This window comes from Sedimentitalea xiamensis (assembly GCF_030164465.1).
Lineage (GTDB): Bacteria > Pseudomonadota > Alphaproteobacteria > Rhodobacterales > Rhodobacteraceae > Sedimentitalea > Sedimentitalea xiamensis.
This window is the reverse complement of record NZ_JASNJE010000009.1, coordinates 84002-109187: the sequence shown is the minus strand read 5'-3', so window position 1 is coordinate 109187 and position 25186 is coordinate 84002. Positions and strand designations below refer to the sequence as shown.

Annotated in this window: 26 protein-coding genes; 12 read left to right on the top strand and 14 right to left on the bottom strand. The window is 64.3% G+C overall.

The window, feature by feature from the left end; all coding sequences use genetic code 11:
• Window positions 1–65: 65 nt before the first annotated feature.
• The 7 genes from QO034_RS09905 to QO034_RS09875 all read right to left on the bottom strand — a co-directional run bounded on the left by QO034_RS09905 (window position 66) and on the right by QO034_RS09875 (window position 5932).
• On the bottom strand, window positions 66–1082 hold the full coding sequence (locus QO034_RS09905; RefSeq protein WP_284485363.1) for a DNA-directed RNA polymerase subunit alpha: 1017 nt from the start codon (window positions 1080–1082) through the stop codon (window positions 66–68).
• 115 nt (window positions 1083–1197) lie between these two features.
• The gene (gene rpsK / locus QO034_RS09900; protein WP_284485362.1) at window positions 1198–1587 is read right to left on the bottom strand and encodes a 30S ribosomal protein S11; all 390 of its coding nucleotides are present in this window, start codon (window positions 1585–1587) and stop codon (window positions 1198–1200) included.
• Between the two features lie 15 nt (window positions 1588–1602).
• A complete protein-coding gene (gene rpsM / locus QO034_RS09895; protein WP_284485361.1) occupies window positions 1603–1971 on the bottom strand; it encodes a 30S ribosomal protein S13 in 369 nt (122 codons plus the stop codon).
• Between the two features lie 523 nt (window positions 1972–2494).
• The gene (locus QO034_RS09890; RefSeq protein ID WP_284485360.1) at window positions 2495–3139 is read right to left on the bottom strand and encodes an adenylate kinase; all 645 of its coding nucleotides are present in this window, start codon (window positions 3137–3139) and stop codon (window positions 2495–2497) included.
• Window positions 3136–4503 (bottom strand): preprotein translocase subunit SecY, encoded by a 1368-nt coding sequence (gene secY, locus QO034_RS09885; protein WP_284485359.1) that lies wholly within the window; start codon window positions 4501–4503, stop codon window positions 3136–3138. Before secY ends, QO034_RS09890 begins: the two co-directional genes overlap by 4 nt.
• Window positions 4504–4612: 109 nt before the next feature.
• On the bottom strand, window positions 4613–5086 hold the full coding sequence (gene rplO / locus QO034_RS09880) for a 50S ribosomal protein L15 (RefSeq protein ID WP_284485358.1): 474 nt from the start codon (window positions 5084–5086) through the stop codon (window positions 4613–4615).
• A gap of 408 nt (window positions 5087–5494) precedes the next feature.
• On the bottom strand, window positions 5495–5932 hold the full coding sequence (locus QO034_RS09875; RefSeq protein ID WP_284485357.1) for a GFA family protein: 438 nt from the start codon (window positions 5930–5932) through the stop codon (window positions 5495–5497).
• A gap of 177 nt (window positions 5933–6109) precedes the next feature.
• On the opposite strand from QO034_RS09875, the gene QO034_RS09870 reads away from it, so the two are divergent.
• The 11 genes from QO034_RS09870 (at window position 6110) to QO034_RS09820 (ending at window position 16039) form a co-directional block, all read left to right on the top strand.
• On the top strand, window positions 6110–6982 hold the full coding sequence (locus QO034_RS09870) for a branched-chain amino acid aminotransferase (RefSeq protein ID WP_284485356.1): 873 nt from the start codon (window positions 6110–6112) through the stop codon (window positions 6980–6982).
• 59 nt (window positions 6983–7041) lie between these two features.
• Window positions 7042–7497, top strand: coding sequence for a universal stress protein (locus tag QO034_RS09865; RefSeq protein WP_284485355.1), 456 nt, complete (start codon window positions 7042–7044; stop codon window positions 7495–7497).
• A gap of 156 nt (window positions 7498–7653) precedes the next feature.
• Complete coding sequence (locus QO034_RS09860; protein WP_284485354.1) at window positions 7654–8217, top strand: NifU family protein; 564 nt, start codon at window positions 7654–7656, stop codon at window positions 8215–8217.
• An 18-nt stretch (window positions 8218–8235) separates the two neighbouring features.
• Entirely contained in the window at window positions 8236–8835 is a 600-nt protein-coding gene (gene tsaB / locus QO034_RS09855; RefSeq protein ID WP_284485353.1) for a tRNA (adenosine(37)-N6)-threonylcarbamoyltransferase complex dimerization subunit type 1 TsaB, read from the top strand.
• Between the two features lie 2 nt (window positions 8836–8837).
• A complete protein-coding gene (locus QO034_RS09850; protein ID WP_321169991.1) occupies window positions 8838–9281 on the top strand; it encodes a GNAT family N-acetyltransferase in 444 nt (147 codons plus the stop codon).
• A gap of 142 nt (window positions 9282–9423) precedes the next feature.
• Complete coding sequence (locus tag QO034_RS09845) at window positions 9424–10422, top strand: BMP family lipoprotein (protein ID WP_284485352.1); 999 nt, start codon at window positions 9424–9426, stop codon at window positions 10420–10422.
• A gap of 2 nt (window positions 10423–10424) precedes the next feature.
• A complete protein-coding gene (locus QO034_RS09840; protein ID WP_284485351.1) occupies window positions 10425–11987 on the top strand; it encodes an ABC transporter ATP-binding protein in 1563 nt (520 codons plus the stop codon).
• A 154-nt stretch (window positions 11988–12141) separates the two neighbouring features.
• Window positions 12142–13314 carry an ABC transporter permease gene (locus tag QO034_RS09835; protein WP_284485350.1) on the top strand — a complete coding sequence of 391 codons (1173 nt, stop codon included), beginning with the start codon at window positions 12142–12144 and terminating at the stop codon, window positions 13312–13314.
• A complete protein-coding gene (locus QO034_RS09830; protein WP_284485349.1) occupies window positions 13314–14279 on the top strand; it encodes an ABC transporter permease in 966 nt (321 codons plus the stop codon). Before QO034_RS09835 ends, QO034_RS09830 begins: the two co-directional genes overlap by 1 nt.
• A 75-nt stretch (window positions 14280–14354) precedes the next feature.
• The gene (locus QO034_RS09825; protein WP_284485348.1) at window positions 14355–15278 is read left to right on the top strand and encodes a sulfite exporter TauE/SafE family protein; all 924 of its coding nucleotides are present in this window, start codon (window positions 14355–14357) and stop codon (window positions 15276–15278) included.
• A gap of 2 nt (window positions 15279–15280) precedes the next feature.
• Window positions 15281–16039, top strand: a complete 759-nt coding sequence (locus QO034_RS09820) for a TIGR02186 family protein (RefSeq protein WP_284485347.1) — start codon at window positions 15281–15283, stop codon at window positions 16037–16039.
• Here QO034_RS09820 and QO034_RS09815 read toward each other — a convergent pair.
• The 7 genes from QO034_RS09815 to QO034_RS09785 form a co-directional block, all read right to left on the bottom strand.
• Window positions 16036–16773, bottom strand: a complete 738-nt coding sequence (locus tag QO034_RS09815) for an SDR family oxidoreductase (RefSeq protein WP_284485346.1) — start codon at window positions 16771–16773, stop codon at window positions 16036–16038. The genes QO034_RS09820 and QO034_RS09815 overlap by 4 nt on opposite strands.
• On the bottom strand, window positions 16770–18299 hold the full coding sequence (locus QO034_RS09810) for an ATP-dependent DNA helicase (protein ID WP_284485345.1): 1530 nt from the start codon (window positions 18297–18299) through the stop codon (window positions 16770–16772). The genes QO034_RS09815 and QO034_RS09810 overlap by 4 nt, the downstream gene beginning before the upstream one ends.
• A 57-nt stretch (window positions 18300–18356) precedes the next feature.
• A complete protein-coding gene (locus QO034_RS09805) occupies window positions 18357–18992 on the bottom strand; it encodes an acyl-homoserine-lactone synthase (RefSeq protein ID WP_284485344.1) in 636 nt (211 codons plus the stop codon).
• 82 nt (window positions 18993–19074) lie between these two features.
• Window positions 19075–19794, bottom strand: a complete 720-nt coding sequence (locus QO034_RS09800; RefSeq protein ID WP_284485343.1) for a helix-turn-helix transcriptional regulator — start codon at window positions 19792–19794, stop codon at window positions 19075–19077.
• Window positions 19733–19951, bottom strand: a complete 219-nt coding sequence (locus QO034_RS09795) for a hypothetical protein (protein ID WP_284485342.1) — start codon at window positions 19949–19951, stop codon at window positions 19733–19735. Before QO034_RS09795 ends, QO034_RS09800 begins: the two co-directional genes overlap by 62 nt.
• A 212-nt stretch (window positions 19952–20163) precedes the next feature.
• Window positions 20164–21453 carry a crotonyl-CoA carboxylase/reductase gene (gene ccrA / locus QO034_RS09790; protein WP_284485341.1) on the bottom strand — a complete coding sequence of 430 codons (1290 nt, stop codon included), beginning with the start codon at window positions 21451–21453 and terminating at the stop codon, window positions 20164–20166.
• 110 nt (window positions 21454–21563) lie between these two features.
• Window positions 21564–22976 carry a 1-acyl-sn-glycerol-3-phosphate acyltransferase gene (locus tag QO034_RS09785; protein WP_284485340.1) on the bottom strand — a complete coding sequence of 471 codons (1413 nt, stop codon included), beginning with the start codon at window positions 22974–22976 and terminating at the stop codon, window positions 21564–21566.
• A gap of 146 nt (window positions 22977–23122) precedes the next feature.
• On the opposite strand from QO034_RS09785, the gene QO034_RS09780 reads away from it, so the two are divergent.
• Window positions 23123–25090, top strand: a complete 1968-nt coding sequence (locus tag QO034_RS09780; RefSeq protein ID WP_284485339.1) for a protein meaA — start codon at window positions 23123–23125, stop codon at window positions 25088–25090.
• Window positions 25091–25186 lie beyond the last annotated feature (96 nt).

Here is a 25186-nt window from a genome sequence, read left to right as displayed (position 1 = left end):
ATTTTGCGGTGTGCAGGGCGTACATACGCCGTGCATACCGCGTGCATACGAGGGTGCGGCCGTTCCTAGAACGCGTCCTCGAATTTCTTGGCCAGGTCCTCGATATTGTCGGGCGGCCAGTCCTCGACGTCCATGCCCAGATGCAGGCCCATGCCCGAGAGCACTTCCTTGATCTCGTTCAGCGACTTGCGGCCGAAGTTCGGGGTGCGCAGCATCTCGGCCTCGGTCTTCTGGATCAGGTCGCCGATATAGACGATGTTGTCGTTCTTCAGGCAGTTCGCCGAACGAACCGACAGTTCCAGCTCGTCCACCTTCTTGAGCAGCAGCGGGTTGAATTCCAGCCCGTCGTCGTCGTCCTGGCGGTTGGCGCTTTCCGGTTCGTCGAAGTTGACGAAGATCGACAGCTGGTCCTGCAGGATCCGCGCGGCGAAGGCCACGGCGTCATCCGGGGTGATCGAACCGTCGGTATCGACCTTCATGGTCAGCTTGTCGTAGTCCAGCACCTGGCCTTCGCGGGTCGGCTGCACGTCGTAGGACACGCGCTTGACCGGCGAATAGATCGCGTCGATCGGGATCAGGCCGATGGGGGCGTCCTCGGGCTTGTTCTTTTCGGCGGAGACATAGCCCTTGCCGGTGTTCACGGTCAGTTCCATGAACAGGTCGGCGCCGTCGTCCAGGTGACAGATCACGTGGTCGCGGTTCAGGATCTCGATCCCGGCGCTTTCGCTGATGTCGCCCGCGGTGACGATCGCCGGACCCTTGGCCTGGATCGACAGGCGCTTGGGGCCTTCGACTTCCATGCGCAGGCTGACGCCCTTGAGGTTCAGGATGATGTCGGTCACGTCCTCGCGCACACCGGCGACGGAGGAGAATTCATGCAGCACGTTGTCGATCTGCACCGAGGTGATGGCGGCGCCCTGAAGGCTGCTCATCAGGATGCGGCGCAGCGCGTTGCCCAGCGTCAGGCCGAAGCCGCGTTCCAGCGGTTCCGCCACGACGGTGGCCTGACGCGCGGGATCGTTGCCCGGCTTGACGTCAAGCTGGGTCGGCTTGATCAGCTCTGCCCAATTCTTGTGGATCATGTGTCCCTCCATTCCTGCCCGCATCCATGTCCGAGAAAATGCGCGCGCCCGAGGTTTCAGAATGACGTAGAGGGGCCGCGCGAATCTGCGCAGCCCCCGGCAACAGGTAGATCGATCAGACGCGGCGGCGCTTTGGCGGGCGGCAGCCGTTGTGCGCCATCGGCGTCACATCGCGGATCGAGGTGATGTTGAAGCCGACAGCGGCCAGCGCGCGCAGGGCGCTTTCGCGGCCCGAGCCGGGGCCCTGGACTTCGACTTCGATCGTCTTGACGCCGTGTTCCTGCGCCTTGCGGCCCGCATCCTCGGCGGCCATCTGGGCGGCGTAGGGGGTCGACTTGCGCGAGCCCTTGAAGCCCATGGTGCCGGCGGAGGACCAGCTGATCGCGTTGCCCTGGACGTCGGAGATCAGGATCTTGGTGTTGTTGAAGGAGCTGTTCACATGCGCCACGCCGGCGGCGATGTTCTTGCGTTCCTTGCGCTTCATGCGCGTCTTGTCGCGTGCCATCGGTCAGACCCTCCCTTATTTCTTCTTGCCGGCAATGGCCTTTGCGGGGCCTTTGCGGGTGCGGGCATTGGTGTGGGTGCGCTGACCGCGAACCGGCAGGTTGCGGCGGTGACGCAGACCGCGATAGCAGCCGAGGTCCATCAGACGCTTGATGTTCATCTGGGTCTCGCGGCGCAGGTCGCCTTCGACGTTCAGGTTGGCGTCGATGTATTCGCGGATCTGAAGGACTTCGCTGTCGCTCAGTTCGTTGACGCGGCGCGACTGGTCGATGCCGACGGAGTCGCAGATGGTCTTGGCGGTCGCGTTGCCAATTCCGGTGATATAGGTGAGGGCGATGGGAACCCGCTTTGCAGTCGGGATATTAACGCCGGCAATACGTGCCACGTGTCACTTTCCTTTTCGTTGCGGGTCCGTAATCCCAGACCCTTTTTTCACAACGCTCAGCCTTGGCAGTGTCGCCAGCGGGCCTTGCATTACTCGAGGTGGTCGAAGTCCCGGTATGAGTCGGGCGCAACGTGATTCTCTTGCGAGATGGGGGTCGATATGGGCTTTTGACGTGAGGGTCAAGGGTGGTTCCAGCTAGAACACGATGCGTCGAAAGATAAGTGATGTCTAAGCAAGACTTGACCTGCGCCTAGAACTGAAGAACTAACGCAACACAAGCGAATAGAGACCAAAATTCAAGGAGAAAAACCCGTGCTTTTCAATATCGGCCTACCTGGACTGGTTCTCCTGTTTCTGCTTGTGATGGTTCTACCGATTTTCCTGCTGATGCGCTCCCTGATTCGCTCAGGCAGGGAGCGCAGGGAGAATAGAGAAACCCAAGCGCGTATTGCAAATGCCTTGGAAGATATCGCAAGAGCCAGGAACGACGACGCCCGATAGCTAAAGGCGCGCAGATGCCGATTTAGGTGTCCAACAGTTCTTCAATCGCCCCCTGCACTTCTGCGATCTCGCCCAGCCCGTCCACCGCCGCGAGCTTGCCCTTGGCATGGTAGTAACCGATCAGCGGCGAGGTTTTCTTGTAATATTCCATCAGGCGGGTGCGCAGGCTGGCTTCGTTGTCGTCGGCGCGGCGCTGGAAATCGGAGGCGCCGCAGCGGGCGCATTTTCCGTCCGCGGGGATCGGTTTGGTCTGGTCGTTGTAGACCTCGCCGCAATTGCCGCAGGTGGAGCGCGCGGTGATGCGGGCGACCAGCGCCTCGTCGTCGACTTCCATCGCGATCACCGCGTCGAGATCCTGCCCGGTCGCGGCCAGCAGCTCCTCCAGCGCGTCGGCCTGCGCCAGGGTGCGCGGGAAGCCATCGAAGATGAAACCCGCGCCTTCGCCGCTTTCCAGTTTCTCGCGGATCAGGCCGATCACGATCTCGTCGGTGACGAGTTCGCCCCGCGCCATCACCTCGGCCACGCGCTTGCCCATTTCGGTGCCGCTGTTCCTGGCCTCGCGCAGCATGTCGCCGGTGGACAGCTGCACCAGGCCGCGGGTTTCGACCAGATGGCGGGCCTGGGTGCCCTTGCCCGCGCCCGGCGGTCCCAGCAGGATCAGGTTCATCGGCGCGCCGGGCTCCGCTTGCCCCGCTTCTTGCCCGATTTGCCGCGCAGTTGCGATTTCTCGATCAGCCCTTCGTACTGATGCGCCAGCAGGTGGCTTTGCGCCTGCTGGATCGTGTCCATGGTGACGCTGACCACGATCAGCACCGAAGTGCCGCCGAAGTAGAACGGAATGGCGAACTGGCCGCGCAGGATTTCCGGCAGCAGACAGACCAGCGCCAGGTAGGCCGAGCCGAGCACCAGCACGCGGTTGACCACGTATTCCAGGTATTCCGCCGTCTTCTTGCCGGGGCGGATGCCCGGAATGAAGCCGTTCTGGTTCTTCAGGTTGTCGGCCACGTCATCGGGTTTGAACGACACGTTGAAGGTGTAGAAATAGGCGAAGAACACGATCATCGAGGTGAAGAACAGCAGGTAGAGCGGCTGTCCGGGGCCGAAGTTGGCCAGCAGCCACGACATCACCGGACCCGAGGTCGTGCCCTGGCTGAAGGTCGAGATCGTCACCGGCAGCAGGAGCAGCGAGGAGGCGAAGATCGCCGGGATCACGCCCGCCGGGTTGACCTTGACCGGCAGGTGCGAGGAGCCGCCGTCATAGACCTTCATCCCGACCTGGCGGCGCGGATACTGGATGTGGATCTTGCGCAGGGCACGTTCCATGAACACCACGAAGGTGATGGTGACGATGACCATCAGGATGACGCCGACGATCACCGCCGGGCTGACCGCGCCGGAGCGGCCGGAGGCGAAGAACTGCGCCATCGCGGCGGGCACTTCGGCGATGATGCCGACGAAGATGATGAGGCTGATGCCGTTGCCGATGCCGCGGGCGGTGATCTGTTCACCGAGCCACATCAGGAACATGGTGCCGCCGACCAGCGTGATCATGCAGGCCATGCGGAAGAACATGCCCGGATCGGTGGCGAGATCGCCGCTTTCCAGCGAGACCGCGAGCCCGTAGGCCTGCACGGTCGCCAATGCCACGGTGCCGTAGCGGGTATACTGGTTGATCTTCTTGCGGCCCTGTTCGCCTTCCTTCTTCAGCTGTTCCAGCGCCGGCACCATCGAAGTCATCAGCTGCACGATGATCGAGGCGCTGATATAGGGCATGATGCCCAGCGCGAAGATCCCCATCCGGCCCAGCGCGCCGCCGGTGAACATGCTCACCATGCCGCCGATGCCCTGGCCCGCCTGTTCCATGAATTCGCGCAGGGCGATGCCGTCGATGCCGGGCACCGGGATGAAGGTGCCGAGGCGATAGACGATCAAAAGGCCGAGGGTGAACAGGATGCGATTGCGCAGGTCCGTCGCTTTGCCAAGCGAGGCCCAGCTGGTGTTCGCGGCCATCTGTTCTGCTGCTGATACCATGAATGGGGTCTCTTTGATGCGAGCGCCGCCCGGAACCGTTTTCCGGCTCGGGCGGCGTCATGGGAAAACTGAGGGTTATGTAAGCGGCATGAGGGCCGCTCACAACCCGTTATTCTGCCGCCGTCGCGGTTCTGACCGTCACCGAGCCGCCCGCCTTCTCGACCGCCTCGACCGCCGACTTGCTGGCGCCGGCGACTTCCAGCGTCACCTTGGAGGTGATGTCGCCCTTGGCCAGAACCCGGATCCCGTCGAGCTTGCGGCGCACGAGGCCGGAGGCAACCAGCGCGTCCTCGGTGATCGCGGCGCCCGCGTCGAGTTTCTTGGCGTCGATGAATTTCTGGATCAGGCCCAGGTTCACCACCGCATAGGATTTGCGGTTCGGCTTGTTGAAGCCGCGCTTGGGCAGGCGCTGGTAGAGCGGCATCTGGCCGCCTTCGTAGCCGTTGATGGCCACGCCGGACCGGGATTTCTGACCCTTGATGCCGCGCCCGGCGGTCTTGCCGGTGCCGGACCCCGGACCACGGCCGACGCGCTTGCGTTTCTTGGCCGCGCCTGCGTTGTCGCGCAATTCATGCAGTTTCATGTCGCTTCTCCTTTTGCCGGATGCGGCCCCCAGCGACGGGAGCGGCCGAACGCGGCGTTTCGATTGGTGAGTCGCGGACCCCGAGAGAGTCCACCGGGGGCGTATAGGCGAGGATGGCGGACGGTTCAAGCGGGGATGTGGCGGCGAAGACATACAGAACGGAGGGCCGCGCCCGACCCTGGGGCGGAGGCCGTCTTGCAATCGCTCCGGCGGAGCGATTGAGGCCGTAGCGGGCGAAGCCCAGGGGGCACGCTGTGCGCCCTCCCGGGGGGAGGGTCGGGCGCGGCCCGGTCCGGGGGACCGGGCAACTCTACGAGTTGTGAACACAGACTGAAGACTACAGTTGCTTAAGACTTAATCGATGCGACTAGGGTCAGGACTTGGCCCTGCCCCAGTCCCGCTCAATATTCAGCTCCCCTGCGGCCAGACGAAATCGGGGCGCAGGGCGTCGTAGACGGGCTTGCCGTCGTTCGGGCGCGGGACGCCGGTCGCCGGGTCGTAGAAGGCGTGGTAGGTGCTGTCGGGGAAGGACGGGTCATAGCCCATCAGGTTGGGCACGATGACCCGGATGCGGTTCTGCTTGTCGTCCAGCATGATCGGCGTGCCGCAATCGGCGCAGGTGCAGAGTTCCAGCGGGCCGTCGGGGTTGTTGGCGTTGAACGGCTGGCGGTTCAGTTTCTCGGGGTGATCCACCGCGAGATCGTCGTGGTTGAAAAAGACCACGTGGGTCGTCGGCTGCCCGGTCACGCTCTTGCAGACGGAACAGTGGCAGGTGTGGTTGTCGATCGGGTTGTGGTCGGTGTGCGTGTGCACATGCTCACACCCCCCTTCAAAGGTATGTGACATATCTTCCTCCCTGGTGTTTTCTGGGTCTCCGGCGGCCTGGGCGCCGAACCCCCATTAAGCCCGAACCGGCGCGGAGCGGGAAGATAGACTTGTGGATGCATCCGGTGCCGGGCGGCGAAGAAAGGTCTGGACGTCTGACCTAGTGACGCCTAGGGTCTGCGCCGGGAGGACTTGCACATGGCGACCGGCACCAATATCCGCACCTATTTCAACGGCACCTGGCATGACGGCGACGTGCCCATCATGCGCGCGGCAGACCACGGGGCGTGGCTGGGCAGCGGCGTGTTCGACGGCGCGCGCAGCGTCAACGGGCTGACGCCCGACCTTCACGCACATTGCGACCGGGTGAACCGATCCGCCGAGGCGCTGATGCTGACCCCCACCGTGTCGACCGAGGACATGGTGGCGCTGGTGCACGAGGGGCTGGCCGCCTATCCCAAGGATGCCGCTGTCTACATCCGCCCGATGTACTGGGGCATCGATGGCGACATTACCGCCATCGTGCCCAGCGCCGACACCACCGGTTTCGCGATCTGCCTCGAAGTGATCCCGCTGGCGCCGCCGACAGCCACAGCCACCCTGACCCGGACGCAGTTCCGCCGCCCGGTGCTGGAAAGCGCGGTGGTCAACGCCAAGGCCGGGTGTCTCTATCCCAACAACGCCCGGATGCTGACCGAGGCCCGGCGCAAGGGGTTTTCCAATGCGCTGGTGGCGGATGCGATGGGCAATGTCGCGGAAACCGCCACCGCCAACATCTTCATGGTGCGGGACGGAGAGGTGTTCACGCCGGTTCCCAACGGCACCTTCCTGGCCGGGATCACGCGGGCGCGGCACATCACGCATCTGAAGGCGGAGGGCACGCCGGTGCATGAAACGGTTCTGACCTTCGACGATTTCCGGGCCGCCGACGAGGTCTTCATGACCGGCAACATGTCCAAGATCACCCCGGTCACGGCCTTCGAGGACACGCAATACCAGGTCGGCCCGGTGGCGCGGCGGCTGCGCGAGATGTATTGGGACTGGGCCGCCTCCGGGGCGGCAGCCGCCTAAGCCGTTGCCAGCGCCACGCGCCTGCGGCATGATCGCGGCGCAACAGGGATGGAACCGACATGCGCAAGTTTCTGGTCGTTCTGGACGACAGCCGCGAATGCCTGAACGCGATGCGGTTCGCGGCGATGCGCGCGGCCCATACCGGCGCGGGGGTCGAGATCCTGTCGGTGATCCCGCCGGACGAGTTCAACCACTGGATCGGCGTCGGCGAGGTCATGCGCGAAGAGGCCCGCGAACGCATCCACGCGCATTTCGAGGTTTTCGCCAAGTGGATGCGCGACAAGCAGGGGGTCGATCCGGAACTGGTGATCCGCGAGGGCGAGGCGGTGCCCGAGATCATCGCGCAGATCAAGGACGACCCGGATATCGGGGTGCTGGTTCTTGGCGCGGGTACCGACAAGAAGGGTCCCGGCCCGCTAGTCACGCAGCTGAGCCGGTCGGCGGGGTCGCTACCGATCCCCATCACCATCGTTCCGGGCGACCTGAGCAAGGAAAAGCTGGAAGAGATCACCTGACATGCCGGAGCTGGAGTTCCGGTTCGGTTTCGCCGCGTTCCATTCCTGCCTGCCGGCGATGCGGATCGGCGCGGCGGACCGAAATTAGAATCGTTCCAAACCTTGACTTGCGCCCGCCTTGGGCGCATATCCAGAGCAATCACACGGAGCCTCGCCATGTTCATCCAGACCGAATCCACCCCGAACCCCGCGACATTGAAATTCCTGCCGGGACAGACCGTTCTGGAAGTCGGAACCGCCGATTTCCCGTCGGCGGATGCGGCGGGCAAATCGCCGCTGGCGCAGCGCATCTTTGCGGTGGACGGCGTCACGGGCGTATTCTTCGGCAATGATTTCGTGACCGTGACCAAGGCCGACGCGGTGGACTGGGACCATATCAAGCCCGCCATCCTGGGCGCGGTGATGGAGCATTACCAGTCCGGGCAGCCGGTGATGGACGACGGCCATGCCGCCGCTTCGGGCCATGCCGAACACAGCGGCGAGGACGCGGAGATCGTCGGCCAGATCAAGGAACTGCTGGACAGCCGCGTGCGCCCCGCCGTGGCGCAGGACGGCGGCGACATCACCTTTCACGGGTTCGACCGGGGCGTGGTCTACCTGCACATGCAGGGCGCCTGCGCCGGCTGCCCGTCCTCGACCCTGACCCTGAAGATGGGGATCGAGAACCTGCTGCGCCATTACATCCCGGAAGTGACCGAGGTGCGCCCGGTCGCGGTCTGATCCGCCCGGCGTCCCGGCATGGCCCATACCCCGCTGATCCTGGGATTCGACACGTCGGCCGCGCATTGCGCGGCCGCTTTGCTGTCGGGCGACCGGGTGGTCGCGGAACGCGCCGAACCCATGGCCCGGGGCCAGGCGGAGCGGTTGATTCCGCTGCTGGAAGAGATTCTTGCCGAGGGCCACGCCGAATGGGGCGACCTGACCGCCATCGGGGTCGGGATCGGGCCGGGCAATTTCACCGGCATCCGGATCGCCGTCTCCGCCGCGCGTGGCCTGGCGCTGGGGCTGCGCATCCCGGCGGTCGGCGTGACCGGCTGCGAGGCACGAGCGCGGCTGGCGCCTGGCGAGGCGCGGGCCATCCCCGCGCCGCGCGACCAGATCTACCTGTGCGACAGGACCGATCCGCGCGCCCTGCCCCGGCTGATGTCGCGGCCGGAGGCCGAGGCCCTGGCCGGCGGCCCGGTCCAAGCCGAACCCTGCCCCGTAGGCCTGGCCGGCGCCATCGCCCGCATCGCCGCGGAGCGATGGGCCGAAACCACGGAGCCGCCGGCGCCGATCTATACCCGCGCCGCGGCTGCCGCGCCGTCGCGGGACGCCCCGCCGGTTCTGCTGGACTGACCGTGCCGACGCCCGGCCCGACCCCGCAGGAAATGGCGGCCACCCATGCGGCGGCCTTCACCCAGGCGCGGCCCTGGTCCGCCGCCGAATTCGCGACACTTGCCGCCGACCGGTTCTGCCACGTGGCCGGAGACGTGCGGAGTTTCGCCCTGTTCCGCGTCATCGCGGACGAAACCGAACTGCTGACGATCGCCACTCATCCGGAGCACCAGCGCAGCGGGCTGGGCCGCGACCGCATGGACCTTTGGCGGCTGGGCGCGGTAGCGCTGGGCGCGCGCCGGGCGTTTCTCGACGTGGCTGCCGACAACGCCCCGGCCCTGTCGCTTTACGCGGCCTGCGGCTTTGACCGCTGCGGCCTGCGCCGCGGCTATTACGCGCGCCCGGCGGGTCCGCCGGCGGACGCGGTTCTGATGACCCGCGACCTGCCGCCGTCCCCGCACCCCTGATCCGCGCGGAGGCCGGTAAAAAGCGGTTGACCCTTTGCACCGGCTGCGTCCTTATTCGTGGCATGACCGCGGTTCCGTGCGCGCTATCGGGCCGGGTGGGCACATCGAGGCCCCAAAGGGAAAACCAACCGGGAGACGATCCATGACTGTGATGAAACACCTGATGGGAGCCGCCGCCGCGCTGGCTCTGACCGCCGGCGCGGCGCTGGCCGAACCGGCCCTGATCTTCGATCTGGGCGGCAAGTTCGACAAGTCGTTCAACGAGGCGGCGTTCAACGGCGCGCAGCGCTGGGCGGAGGAAACCGGCGGCACCTACCGGGAGATCGAGATGCAGTCCGAAGCGCAGCGCGAACAGGCGCTGCGCCGCTTTGCCGAAGCCGGGGCGAACCCGGTGATCACCATGGGCTTTGCGATGGCCGATCCGCTCAGTTCCGTCGCGCCGGATTATCCCGACACCAAGTTCGTGGTGATCGACGTGACCTGGCTTGACGCGCCCAACATCCGCCAGGTCGGGTTCGCGGAGCACGAGGGCTCCTATCTCGTCGGGATGCTGGCGGCGATGGCCAGCAAGACCGGAACGGTCGGCTTCATCGGCGGCATGGACGTGCCGCTGATCCGGCATTTCGGCTGCGGCTATGCCCAGGGCGTGCTGGCCGCCAATCCGGACGCCAAGATCATCGCCAACATGACCGGCACGACGCCCGCCGCCTGGAACGACCCGGTGAAGGGATCGGAACTGACCAAGGCGCAGATCAGCCAGGGGGCCGACGTGATCTATGCGGCCGCCGGGGGCACCGGCGTGGGCGTTCTGCAAACCGCCGCCGACGAGGGCATCCTGTCGATCGGCGTGGACAGCAACCAGAACCACCTGCATCCGGGCAAGGTGCTGACCTCGATGCTGAAACGCGTCGACGTGGCGGTCTACGAGGCGATGAAGGCGGGCACCGAGGTGGAAACCGGCGTATTCACGCTCGGCCTGGCCGAGGAAGGCGTCGGCTATGCGGTGGACGACAACAACGCCCCGCTGCTGACCGATGAAATGAAGGCCGCCGTCGACGCGGCGCGCCAGAAGATCATCGACGGCGATATCAAGGTGGTCAGCTACTACGAAAACGACAGCTGCCCCGCCCTGAGCTTCTGAGGGTGACGGCAGGCGGCGATACGGGGCGGCGCGACGGCGCCGTTCCGGCGATCGAACTGCGCGGGATTTCCAAGGCCTTCGGTCCCGTGCAGGCGAACAGGGACATTTCCATCCGCGTGATGCCCGGAACGATCCACGGCATCATCGGCGAGAACGGGGCGGGAAAATCCACCCTGATGAGCATCCTTTACGGGTTCTACAGGGCCGACAAGGGCGAGATCTTCATCTCGGGGCGCAAGACCGACATCCCCGACAGCCAGGCCGCGATCGCCGCCGGGATCGGCATGGTGTTCCAGCATTTCAAGCTGGTGGAAAACTTCACCGTGCTGGAAAACATCGTGCTGGGGGCCGAGGACGGGCGGCTGCTGAAGCCGAGCCTGGCCAAGGCCCGCGCGACCCTGCTGGACCTGGCGGCGGAATACGGGCTGAACGTCGATCCGGACGCGCTGATCCAGGACATCGGCGTCGGCAAGCAGCAGCGGGTCGAGATCCTGAAGGCGCTCTACCGGCAGGCGGACATCCTGATCCTGGACGAGCCGACCGGGGTGCTGACCCCGGCGGAGGCGGACCAGCTGTTCCGCATCCTACACCGGCTGCGCGAAGAGGGGAAGACGATCATCCTGATCACCCACAAGCTGCGCGAGATCATGGACACGACCGACACGGTCAGCGTGATGCGGCGCGGCGAGATGACGGCGACGGTCAGGACCAGCGAGACCAGCCCCGAACAACTGGCCGAACTGATGGTCGGGCGCAAGGTCCTGCTGCGGGTGGAAAAGGCGCCGGCGGCGCCGGGCAAGCCGGTGCTGGAGATCGAGAACCTGCGGGTGATCGACGAAAAAGGCGTGGAGCGGGTCAAGGGCATCGACCTGACGGTGCGGGCCGGTGAAATCCTCGGCATCGCGGGGGTGGCCGGGAACGGGCAATCCGAACTGCTGGAAGTGCTGGGCGGGATGCGGGCCGGCACCGGAACGGTGCGGCTGAACGGGGCGCCGCTGGCGCTGTCGGGCGCGGGGTCGGACGGCCAGGCCCGCCGCGCCCGCCATATCGCCCACGTGCCCGAGGACCGCCAGCGCGAAGGGCTGATCATGGAGTTCCATGCCTGGGAGAACGTCGCCTTCGGCTATCACCGCGATCCGGCCTACCGGCGCGGCCTGCTGATGGACAACCATGCCCTGCGGCGGGACACCGAGGCCAAGATCGCGAAATTCGACGTCCGCCCCGCCGATTGCTGGCTGTCGGCGAAGAACTTCAGCGGCGGCAACCAGCAGAAGATCGTGGTGGCGCGGGAAATCGAACGCAACCCGGACCTGCTGCTGGTCGGGCAGCCGACGCGGGGGGTGGATATCGGCGCCATCGAGTTCATCCACAAGCAGATCGTCGCCCTGCGCGACCAAGGCAAGGCGATCCTGCTGGTCAGCGTCGAACTGGAGGAGATCTTCAGCCTGGCCGACCGCATCGCGGTGATGTTCGACGGTCATGTCATGGGCGAACGTCTGCCCGGCGAAACCGACGAGACGGAACTGGGCCTGCTGATGGCCGGTGTGTCCGGGGAGGCAGCCTGATGATCTACGCGGACGGCTCGCGTTGGCGCCACGCAAGGCGTTTGCAAACGCCTTGCAACGCGATTTCAAAATCGCGTTATAAGCCGCTTTCAAGCGGCTTCTCGCCGGCGTCCGTCCGATCTGCCCGGAACCGCAGTGACGAGGTGGCCACGACATGGACGTGATGCCGAAATGGGCCGACGTGGTGCTGATCCCGCTGATCAGCCTGATCCTTGCCGCGATCCTGTCGACCCTGGTCATCATCGGCATCGGCGAGGACCCGGTCGCGGCAGTCAGGATGATGGTGAGCGGCGCTCTCGGCTCGACCTATGGCTGGGGCTATACGCTGTATTACGCGACCAATTTCATGTTCACCGGGCTGGCGGTTTCGGTCGCGTTTCACGCCCGTCTGTTCAACATCGGCGGCGAAGGCCAGGCGATGCTGGGCGGGCTGGGCGTGGCGCTGGCCTGCCTCTACATCCCCTGGCCGCACTGGACGCTGGCGCTGGTCTTCGCGGCCCTGGCGGCCGCCCTGTTCGGCGCGGCCTGGGCGGCGATACCGGCCTGGCTTCAGGCCCGGCGCGGCAGCCATATCGTGATCACCACGATCATGTTCAATTTCATCGCCGCCGCCTTTCTCAACTATGTGCTGGTCAACCTGATGCGCCCGCAGGGGTCTATGGACCCGGCGACGGCCCGGTTTCCCGAGGCGGTGCACCTGCCGACCCTGCACGAATTGCTCGCGCCCTTCGGCATCGCGTTTTCCAAGGCCGCGCCGGCGAATGTGAGCCTGCTGGTGGCGGTGGCGGCCTGCGTGCTGGTCTGGCTGCTGATCTGGCGCACCCGGCTCGGATACGAGATCCGCGCCTATGGCCATTCCGAGACCGGGGCGCTCTACGCCGGGATATCGCCGGTGCGGATCACCATGATCGCGATGCTGATTTCCGGCGGGCTGGCCGGATGCATGGCGATCAACAACGTGATGGGCGAGGCCGAACGGCTGGTGCTGAACGCCACCGAAGGGGCCGGGTTCATCGGCATCGCGGTGGCGCTGATGGGGCGCAGCCACCCGTTCGGCGTGTTCCTCGCGGCGATCCTGTTCGGGTTTCTCTACCAGGGCGGCGCGGAACTGGCCCTCTGGACAACCATCCCGCGCGAGTTGATCGTGGTGATCCAGGCGCTGGTGATCCTGTTCACCGGGGCGCTGGACAACATGGTGCGGATGCCGCTGGAGCGGCTGTTCCTGGCGCTGGGGCGCAACCGGCGGGGCACGGCGCCCGCCGCCCCTCTGCCCGCCCGGACGCATCCGCCCTCGGTCATGCCGAAAGACGGGCGGGAGGAGCCGTGATGGATTTCCTGACCATCATCCAGGTTCTGGACAGCACGATCCGGCTGTCGACGCCGCTGCTTCTCGCCTGCCTGGCCGGGCTGTTTTCCGAACGGGCCGGCGTGTTCGACATCGGGCTGGAAGGCAAGATGCTGGCCGCCGCCTTCTTTTCCGCCGCCGTGGCCGCGCTGACCGGGTCGGTCTGGCTCGGCCTGCTGGCGGGCATCGCCGCCTCGCTGGCGCTGGCGGGGCTGCACGGGCTGGCCTCGATCACCTTTCGCGGCAACCAGCTGATTTCCGGCGTCGCGATCAATTTCCTGGCCGCCGGGATGACGGTGCTGATCGCGCAGGACTGGTTTGCCCAAGGCGGCCGCACCCCGTCGCTGATGGGCGGCGCCCGGTTCGAGCCGATCACGCTGCCCTTCGCCGACGCGCTGGCGGGCGTGCCGGTGCTGGGGCCGGTCTATTCCGAACTGCTATCGGGCCATTCGGTCCTCGTCTATGTCGCCTTCGCCGCCGTGCCGCTGACCTGGTGGGTGCTGTTCCGCACCCGTTTCGGGCTGCGGCTGCGGGCGGTGGGCGAGAACCCCGCCGCCGTGGACACGGCGGGCGTGTCGGTGGTGGGGCTGCGCTATGCCGCGGTGGCGATCTGCGGCGTGCTCTGCGGCATCGCCGGGGCCTACCTGGCGACCGCGCTTCAGGCCGGGTTCGTGAAGGACATGACCGCAGGGCGCGGGTTCATCGCCCTGGCGGCGCTGATCTTCGCCAAATGGCGGCCCTGGCATGCGATGTATGCCTGCCTGCTCTTCGGTTTCCTGCAGGCGGTGGCGCTGCGCTATCAGAACATCGACATCGGCGGCGTGGTGATCCCGGTGCAGGCGATGGACGCCCTGCCCTATATCCTGACCGTTGTGATCCTGGCCGGTTTCGTCGGCAAGGCGATCCCGCCGCGCGCCGGAGGCGAGCCCTATGTCAAGGAACGCTAGCCCCATACGGGCTCCTGTCGCGGCGACGCGGCATGATCGGTTGATTTTGCGTCACGGGGTAGTCTAACAAAGATCATGCAGATTTACCTTCCCATTGCCGAGGTATCGGTCAACGCCTTTCTGCTGCTTGGGCTGGGCGGATTGGTGGGAATACTGTCGGGCATGTTCGGGGTCGGCGGCGGGTTCCTGATGACCCCGCTGTTGTTCTTCATCGGCATCCCGCCGGCGGTTGCCGTCGCCACCGAGGCGAACCAGATCGTCGCCTCGTCATTTTCCGGCGTGCTGGCCCATTTCAAGCGCAAGACGGTCGATCTGAAGATGGGCACGGTGCTGCTGGTCGGCGGCCTGGCCGGCGCGGCGCTGGGGGTCGTGGTCTTCAACTACCTGAAAAGCATCGGCCAGGTCGATCTGCTGGTGCGGCTTTGCTACGTCGCGTTCCTGGGCGTGGTCGGGGCACTGATGTTCATCGAAAGCCTGAACGCGATCCGCAAGTCGCGCAAGGCGGGCGGCTCGCCGCCGGCGGCGCGGCGGCAGCGGACCTGGGTGCATGCCCTGCCCTTCAAGATGCGGTTCCGCACCTCGGGGCTGTATATCTCGGTGATCCCGCCGCTGATCGTCGGCGTCCTCGTCGGCATCCTGGCCGCGATCATGGGGGTCGGCGGCGGCTTCATCATGGTGCCGGCGATGATCTACATCCTGGGCATGCCGACCAAGGTGGTGGTCGGCACCTCGCTGTTCCAGATCATCTTCGTTACCGGCTTCACCACGATGCTGCATGCGACCACCAACTATACGGTCGACATCGTCCTGGCGGTGCTTCTGCTGATCGGCGGCGTCGTCGGCGCCCAGATCGGCACCCGGATCGGCGTCAAGATGAAGGCGGAGCAGTTGCGCATCCTGCTGGCGCTGATGGTGCTGGCGGTCTGCGGCAAGCTGGCCCTGGACCTGCTGCTGCAACCTGTCGAGCTTTATTCGCTCGGCGTCGCGGGCGGGCATTGAGCATGCGGGGGCTGGCGATCCTTTTCTTCCTGCTGCTGCCCGGTCTGTCGGCCGGCGAAGAGGTCGTGCTGGGGCTGAGCCGCGACAAGGTGTCGATCACGACCAGCTTTGACGGTTCGGAGATCCTGATCTTCGGGGCGGTCAAGCGCGAAAGCCCGATCCCGGACGGCGAGCCGCTGGAGGTCCTGATCACCGTGGCCGGGCCGTCACAGCCGGTAACGGTGCGCCGCAAGGACAGGTGGTTCGGGATCTGGGTCAATGCCGACGCCGTGGAAGTCGACCGCGCGCCGAGCTTCTACGCGGTGGCCACCACCGCGCCGGTCCCCGAGGTTCTGACCAACACGGAAGACCTGCGGCACAAGATCACGATAGACCGGGCGATCCGGTCGGTCGGAGCGCCGGGCACCGTGTCCGACGCCGCCAGCTTCACCGAGGCGATCATCCGGATCCGGCGCGCCAACGGGCTGTACCAGCTGCTCGAAGGGCAGGTCGTGCTGGATCAGCAGACCCTGTTTCGCACCGCGATCAAGATGCCCGCCAACCTGACCGAGGGCTTTTACGCCACACGCATCTTCCTGACCCGCGGCGGCCAGGTGGTGTCCAGCTACGAAACCGCGATCGACGTGCGCAAGGTCGGCCTGGAGCGCTGGCTGTTCGGCCTGTCGCGCGAACAGCCGATGCTCTACGGGCTGATGTCGCTGGCCATCGCCATCGCGGCGGGCTGGGGGGCGTCGGCCGTCTTCCGGCTGTTGCGCAACTAGCCGCGACCGATATAGGGCATCTTGGTCGCCATCACGGTCATGAACTGCACATTCGCCTGAAGCGGCAGGCCCGCCATATGAAACACGCTGGAAGCGGCGTCCTGGACCGCCATGGTCGGCTGGACCTCGGCGTTCGGGTCCGCCGCCAGGGCCGTGTCGATCAACCCCTGCACCATCGGCGTCAGGGCGTTCCCGATGTCGATCTGCCCGCAGGCGATGTCGAAGGGCCGGCCATCCAGCGACAGGCTGCGGGTCAGGCCGGTGATCGCGTGCTTGGTGGCGGTATAGGGCACCGAGCCCGGACGCGGCACATGCGCCGCGATCGACCCGTTGTTGATGATGCGCCCGCCCTGCGGCCGCTGCGACCGCATCGCCGCGAAGGCCGCGCGCGCGCAGAGAAACATGCCGTTCAGGTTGACGTTCACCGCCGCGTACCAGTCGTCGATGTCGATCTCGTCGATGGTTCCGGCCGGCGTGAAGATCCCCGCGTTGTTGAACAGGACATCCAGTCTTTGCCCGTCGGCGACAAAGGCGGCGAAGGCGCTGTCCACCGCGGCGCGGTCGGTGACATCGGCAACCAGCGGCACCGCGAGATCCGGGTATCGGTCCGCAAGCGCGGCCAGGGGTTCGGCGCGCCGCGCCAGCAGCCCGACCCGCCATCCGCGGTCCAGGAAAAATTCGGCGGTCGCCTTGCCGATGCCGGAACTGGCGCCGGTGATCAGGATGGAACTCATTGCTCTTGCACCTCCAGGGTCAGGGATGTTGCGGGCAGGCCGCGCAGGTCATCCACCTGCAGACCGTGCGTCGGCCTGGACAGGCGGTTTCGCACCACCCAGATCAGCCGGTCCTGCGCCCGTGTGATCGCCACGTAGGCCAGCCGTTTCCACAGCGGCTGGCCGGCCTCGATCCGCCCCATGCGCGCGGCGACGAAGAGATCGGGCGCGAACACCTGCACCGTGTCCCATTGCGATCCCTGGGCCTTGTGGATGGTGACCGCCGCGCCATGCAGGAAGGTCGCCCCCATGCGCGCGGCGAAGGGGATGAAGGGTTCTTCCTCGTCCGGCTTTTCGATCTTGACGATGGACGCGGCGCTGACCTGCGGGTCTTCGGCCCCGATCACGTGCAGACGGGAAAAACCCGGCTTGCTGCCGGGACCGAGATAGACCGCCTGCGCGCCCTTGATCAGACCGCGCGCTTCCAGGTCCAGCCGCTTCTTGCGGTGCTTCAACGGCAACTCGATTCCGTCGCAGATCAGCGGTTCGCCTGCCAGAAGCGCGTCTTCGGGGGCGCCATGCACCGACCGGAAGGCATTGATCAGCCGGATCCGCGTCGCATTCCGCCACACCAGAACCGGGCTGCGCGCCATGAGATCGACTTCGACCCGTTCCCCCCAGACGACGCGCTCGTCGTGGCGGGCCATGTCTTCGATCATCCGCTCGAAGTCCCGGAATTCAAGCTGCGGGTCGGCCAGCGCATGCGCCAGATCCAGAATGGGGTTATCGGCGTCCTGCCTGTGAACCCGGTGCAATTCGAGCTTGCGGGACTCGGGCAAGGCGTCGAACACCATGGTTCCGGACTGGTTGACCGGCGCAAGCTGCGCCGGATCGCCGAACAGGATCAGGGTCGGAAAGATATCCTTGAGATCGGCGAACTGCCGATCGTCCAGCATCGAAGCCTCGTCGACAAACCCGATATCCAGCGGATCCTCGCGCCGCTTCCAGCCCGAAATGAAATCCGAACCGCGCAATCCGGCGGCGGCCAAGGCTCCGGGAATGGATTTGTTGGTGGCATAGAAGGCGTGCGCCCGGTCCAGGGCCTGGTCGCTCAGGCCTTCGATTTCCGGGCGGTCTCCGTTGCCGGCGAGCCATTCCGCGATCCGTTCGTATTCCGGATCGTAGACCGGCGTGTACAGGATACGGTGGATCGTGGTGGCGGGGACGCCCCGCAGCCTGAGAACGCTTGCCGCCTTGTTGGTCGGCGCCAGGACGGCCAGGGTGCGCTTGTCCTTGCGCCGCCGGCTCTCGTAGTCGCCCGAGACGATCTCGACACCCGCTTGCTGCAAGTCCTTGAACAGTTCGGCCAGAAGCAGGGTCTTTCCCGATCCCGCCTTTCCGATCAGGGCAACGACGCCCGATGCACCGCTTCCGGGCGGGGCCAGCATGCCGTCTTCCAGGTTCACGCCGGCGTGGCGCAATGTATCGGACACGCTGTCGTAAGCAGCGGCCTGATCTTCTGAAAAAGTCACCGACGGTTCTGTCATGACGCGACCCTACAGTCGCGTCTCCGGCTTCACCAGATGAGAAGGTGGATTTCTACCTCAGGCGGACAGGGCCATCTGGCGTCCGACACTCGCGCCGAACGCGCGGTCGAACCAGAGACGCGACAGTTCCGGCGAAATGCCCGAACGGCGCGCGATCTGCGCCTTGGCTTCGGGCGTGAATTCCCACAGGCCCACGCTGATCTTGTCCCGACCTTCGCCGTCGCTGCCCAGAACCTCGGGAGACGAACCGATCAGGCGATAGATGCGCACCATGCGGGCGTCGAAGACGCCGACGAAATGGCGGATGCCGAACCCGGTCATGATTTCGCCGCCGGCGAGCATCAGGGCCGCGGCCACGTTCGATGCCGCGCTGCGCGACAGGCAGAAGCGGGTGCATTCCCAGATCAGCGCGCTCGATATCACGGCACCGGTCAGATGGCCGAACACGTCGTTGACCATGGTCGGACCGGTGGTCGGCAGAAACCGCATGGAGCCGCCATGTGTGCCATCGGCGTTTTCCCAGATCACGTAGAGCGGGTTGAGCCGGTCGTACTGGTCGCGTTCCTGGCCCTTGGCGTCGACATCGACATCCCAGCCCAGGCGCGTCTTGAACTGGTCGGCGCGGTCCTCGAACATCGTGCGGGCCAGTTTCGGAAATTTGTGAAGGTCGTTTGCGTAGATGTAGCGCAGCATGATCATGTCCCCTTGTCGTCCTGCATGAGAACAAACGTAGGACATAGAAGGTTAACACCGCGTCAGCGCGACGGACGGTTTATCAAACCACGATTAACCCGCGACTCATCGCTCGCGCGACCGCATGCGTTGTGTTCAGCGCGCCCAGCTTGAAACGGGCGCTTTCTATATAGACCCGCAGGGTGTGTTCCGAGATCGAAAGCGCCTCTGCCACCTGCGCCCGGCTGTAGCCCATCGCCAGCAACGTCATCGCATCCACTTCGCGCGGGGACAGCGCTCTGGATTTTTCCGGTTGCCGGCCCGGTTCGAATTCCAGGGCCTTGCGGTTGAAATAATGCGCGATCAGAATCAGGTCCCGGCTGTGTTCCTCCGTAAATTTCGACCACGTTTCATCGCTGCAGTTGTGACTGACCGTGAACAAGGCGAACTGTCCGTTCGGTCCCCGGATCGGAATCGAAAACCCCTGGTTTCCCACGCCGTATTTCAACGCCTCGCTCAGAAAATGCCGGGCCGCCTTGCTAGACCAGTCCAACCGCTTCCAGTCGACCGGGTGAAATCGCTGGAAACAGCCGGCAATAACGGGATCGATGCGGTGATAGCTCTGTTCGAGGTAGCGATTCCTCCATTCATCGGAATAAGTCCCGCAGCCATATTGATCGCCCGCGCTATCGACCCAGTGATAAACGATATGGTCGACCTGGAAAGCGTCGCGCAACGCCTCCGTGATTTCCTGAAGTCCCTCAAGCGCGCTGGTGGCGTCCAAGTTCTCCAATATCTGATCCAGGTTGACCGTGGTCGCCATTCAGTATCGCGCAGGCCTCTTCGTTCTGGGACGCGATTTCCGCGGCGGCGATCAGCTTGGTGTCATCAAGCTGTTCCGCCAAAGCCCCAAGGCCATTTGCCGAGGCAAACGATTTGAGATCCGCGAGAACGTCCAGTATCCAGTCATTATGCGTCATAAGAATCGCCCCACAGTGGTTAATGAAAGATTAACACAACTGTAGCACGAGCTGTTTTGTTAGGAAATTCGCTGGTTTCAACTCCCCAGAAACAGGGAGGACGCGGTTTCCAAGTCCCTGATCTTCCACGGGCCGAGTCCTGGAAATAAAACACCCGCGTATCGAACAAGCGATTCGCGGGTGTCCGGTTTGCCGATGCGATGGCGATTCAGTTAATGGCTTCGCGCATCGAGAACTTCTTCCAGCGTGCGCAAGCCTGTGACAGGGGACTGGACCAGAACGGACATGTTGCCCGGCTTGTGTTCGTTTCGCAGCATCTTCATGTGCGCTTCCGGCAGATCGGCCCAGGAGAACACCTCGGACATGCAGGGATCCAGGCGCCGTTCCAGCATCAGCTTGTTCGCGGCGCTGGCCTGCTTCAGATGCGCGAAATGGCTGCCTTGCAGGCGCTTCTGATGCATCCACATGTAGCGGACATCGAATGTCAGGTTGAACCCGCTGGTTCCCGCGCAGATCACCACCATGCCGCCTTTCTTGACCACAAGGGTCGAGACCGGAAAGGTCGCCTCGCCGGGATGCTCGAACACCATGTCGACATTCACGCCCTTGCCGGTGATGTCCCAGATCGCCTTGCCGAACTTGCGCGCTTCCTTGAGCCACTCGTTATATTCCGGCGTGTTGACCGTCGGCAATTGACCCCAGCAGTTGAAGTCGCGCCGGTTGATCACGCCCTTGGCACCCAGGTCCAGAACGAACTCGCGCTTGCTTTCGTCAGAGATCACGCCGATCGCGTTGGCCCCCGCGGTATTGATCAGCTGGATCGCATAGGACCCGAGACCGCCGGAGGCGCCCCAGACCAGCACATTCTGCCCAGGCTTCAGGTCATGCGGTTCATGACCGAACAGCATGCGGTAGGCCGTCGCGAGAGTCAGCGTATAACAGGCGGCTTCTTCCCATGTCAGATGCTTGGGGCGCGGCATAAGCTGCTGCGCCTGAACGCGGGTGAACTGGCTGAACGACCCGTCCGGGGTTTCGTAGCCCCAGATCCGCTGGCTGGGCGAGTACATCGGATCGCCGCCGTTGCATTCCTCGTCGTCGCCATCGTCCTGGTTGCAATGCACCACGACCTCGTCGCCCACTTTCCAGCGCTTGACCTTGTCCCCAACCGCCCAGACGATCCCCGCCGCATCGGAGCCGGCGATGTGATAGGGCTGCTTGTGCCCGTCAAAGGGGCTGATGGGCTTGCCGAGCGCGGCCCAGACGCCGTTGTAGTTCACGCCTGCCGCCATGACGAGCACCAGCACTTCGTGGCTGTCCAGGGTCGGCACATCGACCACTTCCTGCAACATGGCCGTGTTGGGTTCGCCGTGGCGTTCCCGGCGGATGGCCCAGGCGTACATTTTCTTGGGAACGAACCCCAGGGGAGGGATTTCGCCCATTTCATACAGGTCTTTCTCGGGTGCCTCGTACGGGGCGATGTCGGTATTGGTATCCAAAGCCATGCTGGCCTCCTGTTGTCTCGTTGTTTGCCGCACCGCAGAATCGCAGTTCCTCTCTGGGAATATGAAGCGACGCGCAACATTGCAACAACAAATGATCGATTTTTGAAATTTTATGACCCCGCAGTTGCAGAAATTTCGTTCGCGACCGCAGAATCGGACTCGTACCTTTCCACCATGAGATGCCGGATGGAGTTGGCGTAATATCGCAAAAGTTCGACCCGGTCGGAATCGACCGAATAGACCCCGTCCCGAAGCCGAAGGATGCCCCGTTCGGCAAGATGCCTGATGCCGACTTCCACCGCATAGTCCCTGTTGTGACGCGGCAGGTGCATGTGAATCGTCGGATGTTCCTTCAGAACGACGCCGAACCCCTTTTCGATCTCCGCGCGCGACAGGGGTCCGTGTTTCGCGATCAGCCAGGCCACCAGCGGCACCGGCAGGATGGGAACGATCGCCCCGATTTCCCGGATCAGCATCCGGGCCAGCGGCACCGTTACATCGCCTTGTTCGTTCTTCATGAACGCTCGCAGCGATACCGGATGCCCGAAACTGACCGCGGCATAGCCGAATCGGTGATAGCGCCCGGTTGCGCGCAGCCAGACCTGTTTCAGGGCATTTCCGGCCACGACCCCGATCCGGGCGTTGAACCGGCCGCCCCTGTCTTTCGCCGCCGCCACCAGAATCCGGTCCTCAAGCACGCGGTCGTAGTTCAAGGCGACCGGAACGAATACCACGTCGCGCAGGGCCGGGTCGAAATCGTCCACGATATATTTCAGCAACCCCAGTTTCGGCGGCATCAGCGCCCCCGTCTGGCTCAGGCCGCCTTCGGGGAAAATCGCCTGGGTCACGCCCGCATCCGTCGCTAGGCGGACATACCGCGCCAGCACCTTTCGATAGAGTTCGTTGCGCGACTTGCGCCGGATGAAATAGGCCCCCATTGCCCGGATGAGCCCGCTGAGGGGCCAGACCTGGGCCCATTCGCCCACCGCATAGGACAGGGCGGACCGATCCGCCGCGAGATGTGTGACCAGCACGTAATCCATGTTGCTGCGGTGGTTCATCACGAAGACCACCGTCGCGTCCGGGTCGATGGCCTTCAATGCGGTCTCGTCGTGATATCCCAGCCGCACGCGATACAGGGCGTTCGACAGGAAGCGCGCGGCGCGAATGGCGACACCGAAATAGGCGGACGCGGAAAAGGCCGGGACGATCTCGCGCGCATATCGCTTCGCCTCCTCGAAGGCGACGCTTTCCGGAACGCCTTCGGACCTCGCATGATCGGAAATCGCCTGGTTGACCCGCGGATCATAGATCAACCGCTGGATCATGTCATGCCTCCGGGCCAACTTGAACGGCTGGATCGGCCGTTCGAGTTTCTGGTTCAACCGGGCAACCGCCTTTTCCAGCCGCCGGCGAAAGAACCAGCGCACAGACGGCATCATGATCCTGTCGAGCGCCGCGATCACGGCGAACCCGAGGATAAGAACGAGCAGCCAAAGCGGCATCTGGATCGTTTCGAACATGCGATCAACCTGACAGCAAACGACCATACCCACAATCTTTTACAACACCGGCAATGCCGCAACGCAGCGAATTGACATATGCCGAAAATTTCTGTTTAGACACACTGAACGAAATATAATTGCTCAATCCTACGGTGAGGTTCGATATGACGCAGACACAGAAAGATCGCCCCTGGTTGATCCGGACCTATGCCGGACATTCCACGGCCCAAGCCTCCAACGCTCTTTATCGCGGCAACCTCGCCAAGGGGCAGACCGGCCTGTCGGTCGCCTTCGACCTACCGACCCAGACCGGATATGACAGCGACCACACCCTGGCGCGCGGAGAAGTCGGAAAGGTCGGCGTCCCGGTCGCGCACCTCGGGGACATGCGGACGCTGTTCGACCAGATCCCGTTGGAACAGATGAACACCTCGATGACGATCAACGCCACCGCCCCCTGGCTGCTCGCGCTCTATATCGCCGTCGCCGAGGAACAGGGCGCCGATATCAGCAAGCTGCAAGGGACGGTGCAGAACGACATCATCAAGGAATACCTGTCGCGCGGCACCTACGTGCTGCCGCCGCAACCCTCGCTGAAGATGATCGCCGATGTCGCCGAATACTGTTATACGAACGTGCCGAAATGGAACCCGATGAACGTGTGTTCCTATCACCTTCAGGAAGCGGGTGCGACGCCGGAGCAGGAACTGGCCTTTGCCCTGGCCACGGCCATCGCGGTTCTGGATGAACTGAGACCGCGCGTTCCGGAGCAGGATTTTCCGACGCTGGTCGGCCGGATCTCCTTCTTCGTCAACGCGGGCATCCGTTTCGTCACCGAAATGTGCAAGATGCGCGCCTTCGTCGACCTCTGGGACGAGATCTGCGAGAACCGCTATGGCATCGCAGACCCCAAGATGCGGCGATTCCGCTATGGCGTGCAGGTCAATTCCCTGGGCCTGACCGAACAGCAGCCGGAAAACAACGTCTACCGCATCCTGATCGAGATGCTGGCCGTAACCCTGTCCAAGAAGGCCCGCGCCCGCGCGGTGCAATTGCCGGCCTGGAACGAGGCGCTTGGACTGCCGCGCCCCTGGGACCAGCAATGGTCGATGCGGATGCAGCAGATCCTCGCCTATGAAACCGACCTGCTGGAATATGACGACCTGTTTGACAGCAACCCGGTCGTCGATGCCAAGGTCGAGGCGCTGAAGGAAGGCGCGCGCGCGGAGCTCGCCAATCTCGACAGCATGGGCGGCGCGGTGTCGTCGATCGAATACATGAAATTCCGGTTGGTGGATTCAAACGCCGCGAGGCTGAACCGGATCGAAGCCGGCGACACGATCGTCGTCGGGGTCAACAAGTTCACCGCGACCGAACCTTCGCCCCTGATGAGCGAAGATGGCGGCATCATGGTGGTCGATCCGGCGGTCGAACAGGACCAAATCGCCCGGCTCGACGCGTGGCGGACCGGGCGGGACGACGACGCGGTCAAGGCCGCGCTGGCGGCCCTGCGCGAAACCGCGAGCTCGGGCGGAAATGTGATGGAACCGTCGATCATGGCCGCGAAGGCCGGTGTGACGACCGGCGAATGGGCAGAGCAGATGCGACAGGTCTTCGGCACCTATCGCGGGCCGACCGGCGTTTCCGGATCCGTGTCCAACAAGACTGAAGGTCTGGAAGAAATCCGGAACGCGGTGGATGCGGCCAGCGACAAACTCGGCCGCCGCCTGAAGTTCCTTGTCGGCAAGCCTGGACTGGATGGGCATTCCAACGGCGCCGAACAGATCGCATTCCGCGCCCGCGATTGCGGAATGGACATTTCCTATGAAGGCATCCGCCTGACCCCGGAAGAAATCGTTGCCGCGGCATTGTCCGAAAAAGCCCATGTCGTGGGGCTTTCAATCCTTTCGGGCAGCCACATTCCATTGGTCGAGGATCTGATGCAGCGCATGAAAACAGCCGGAATTGGGCATGTCCCCGTCCTCGTCGGCGGAATTATTCCTGATGAAGATACCAAAAGGTTGCAAAACATGGGGGTGGCCAAGATATACACGCCCAAGGACTTCGAGTTGAACACGATCATGATGGATATCGTGGCGCTTGTGGATCCCGAGGCGATTGCGGCTCAATAGCGGCACAATCACCGCGTTTTGCAATTTTGACGCTGACGCGCGTCGTAATGATCTTTATTGTTTCAAGTGTGGCGCTAGTTGGCGTCATTTCTGACC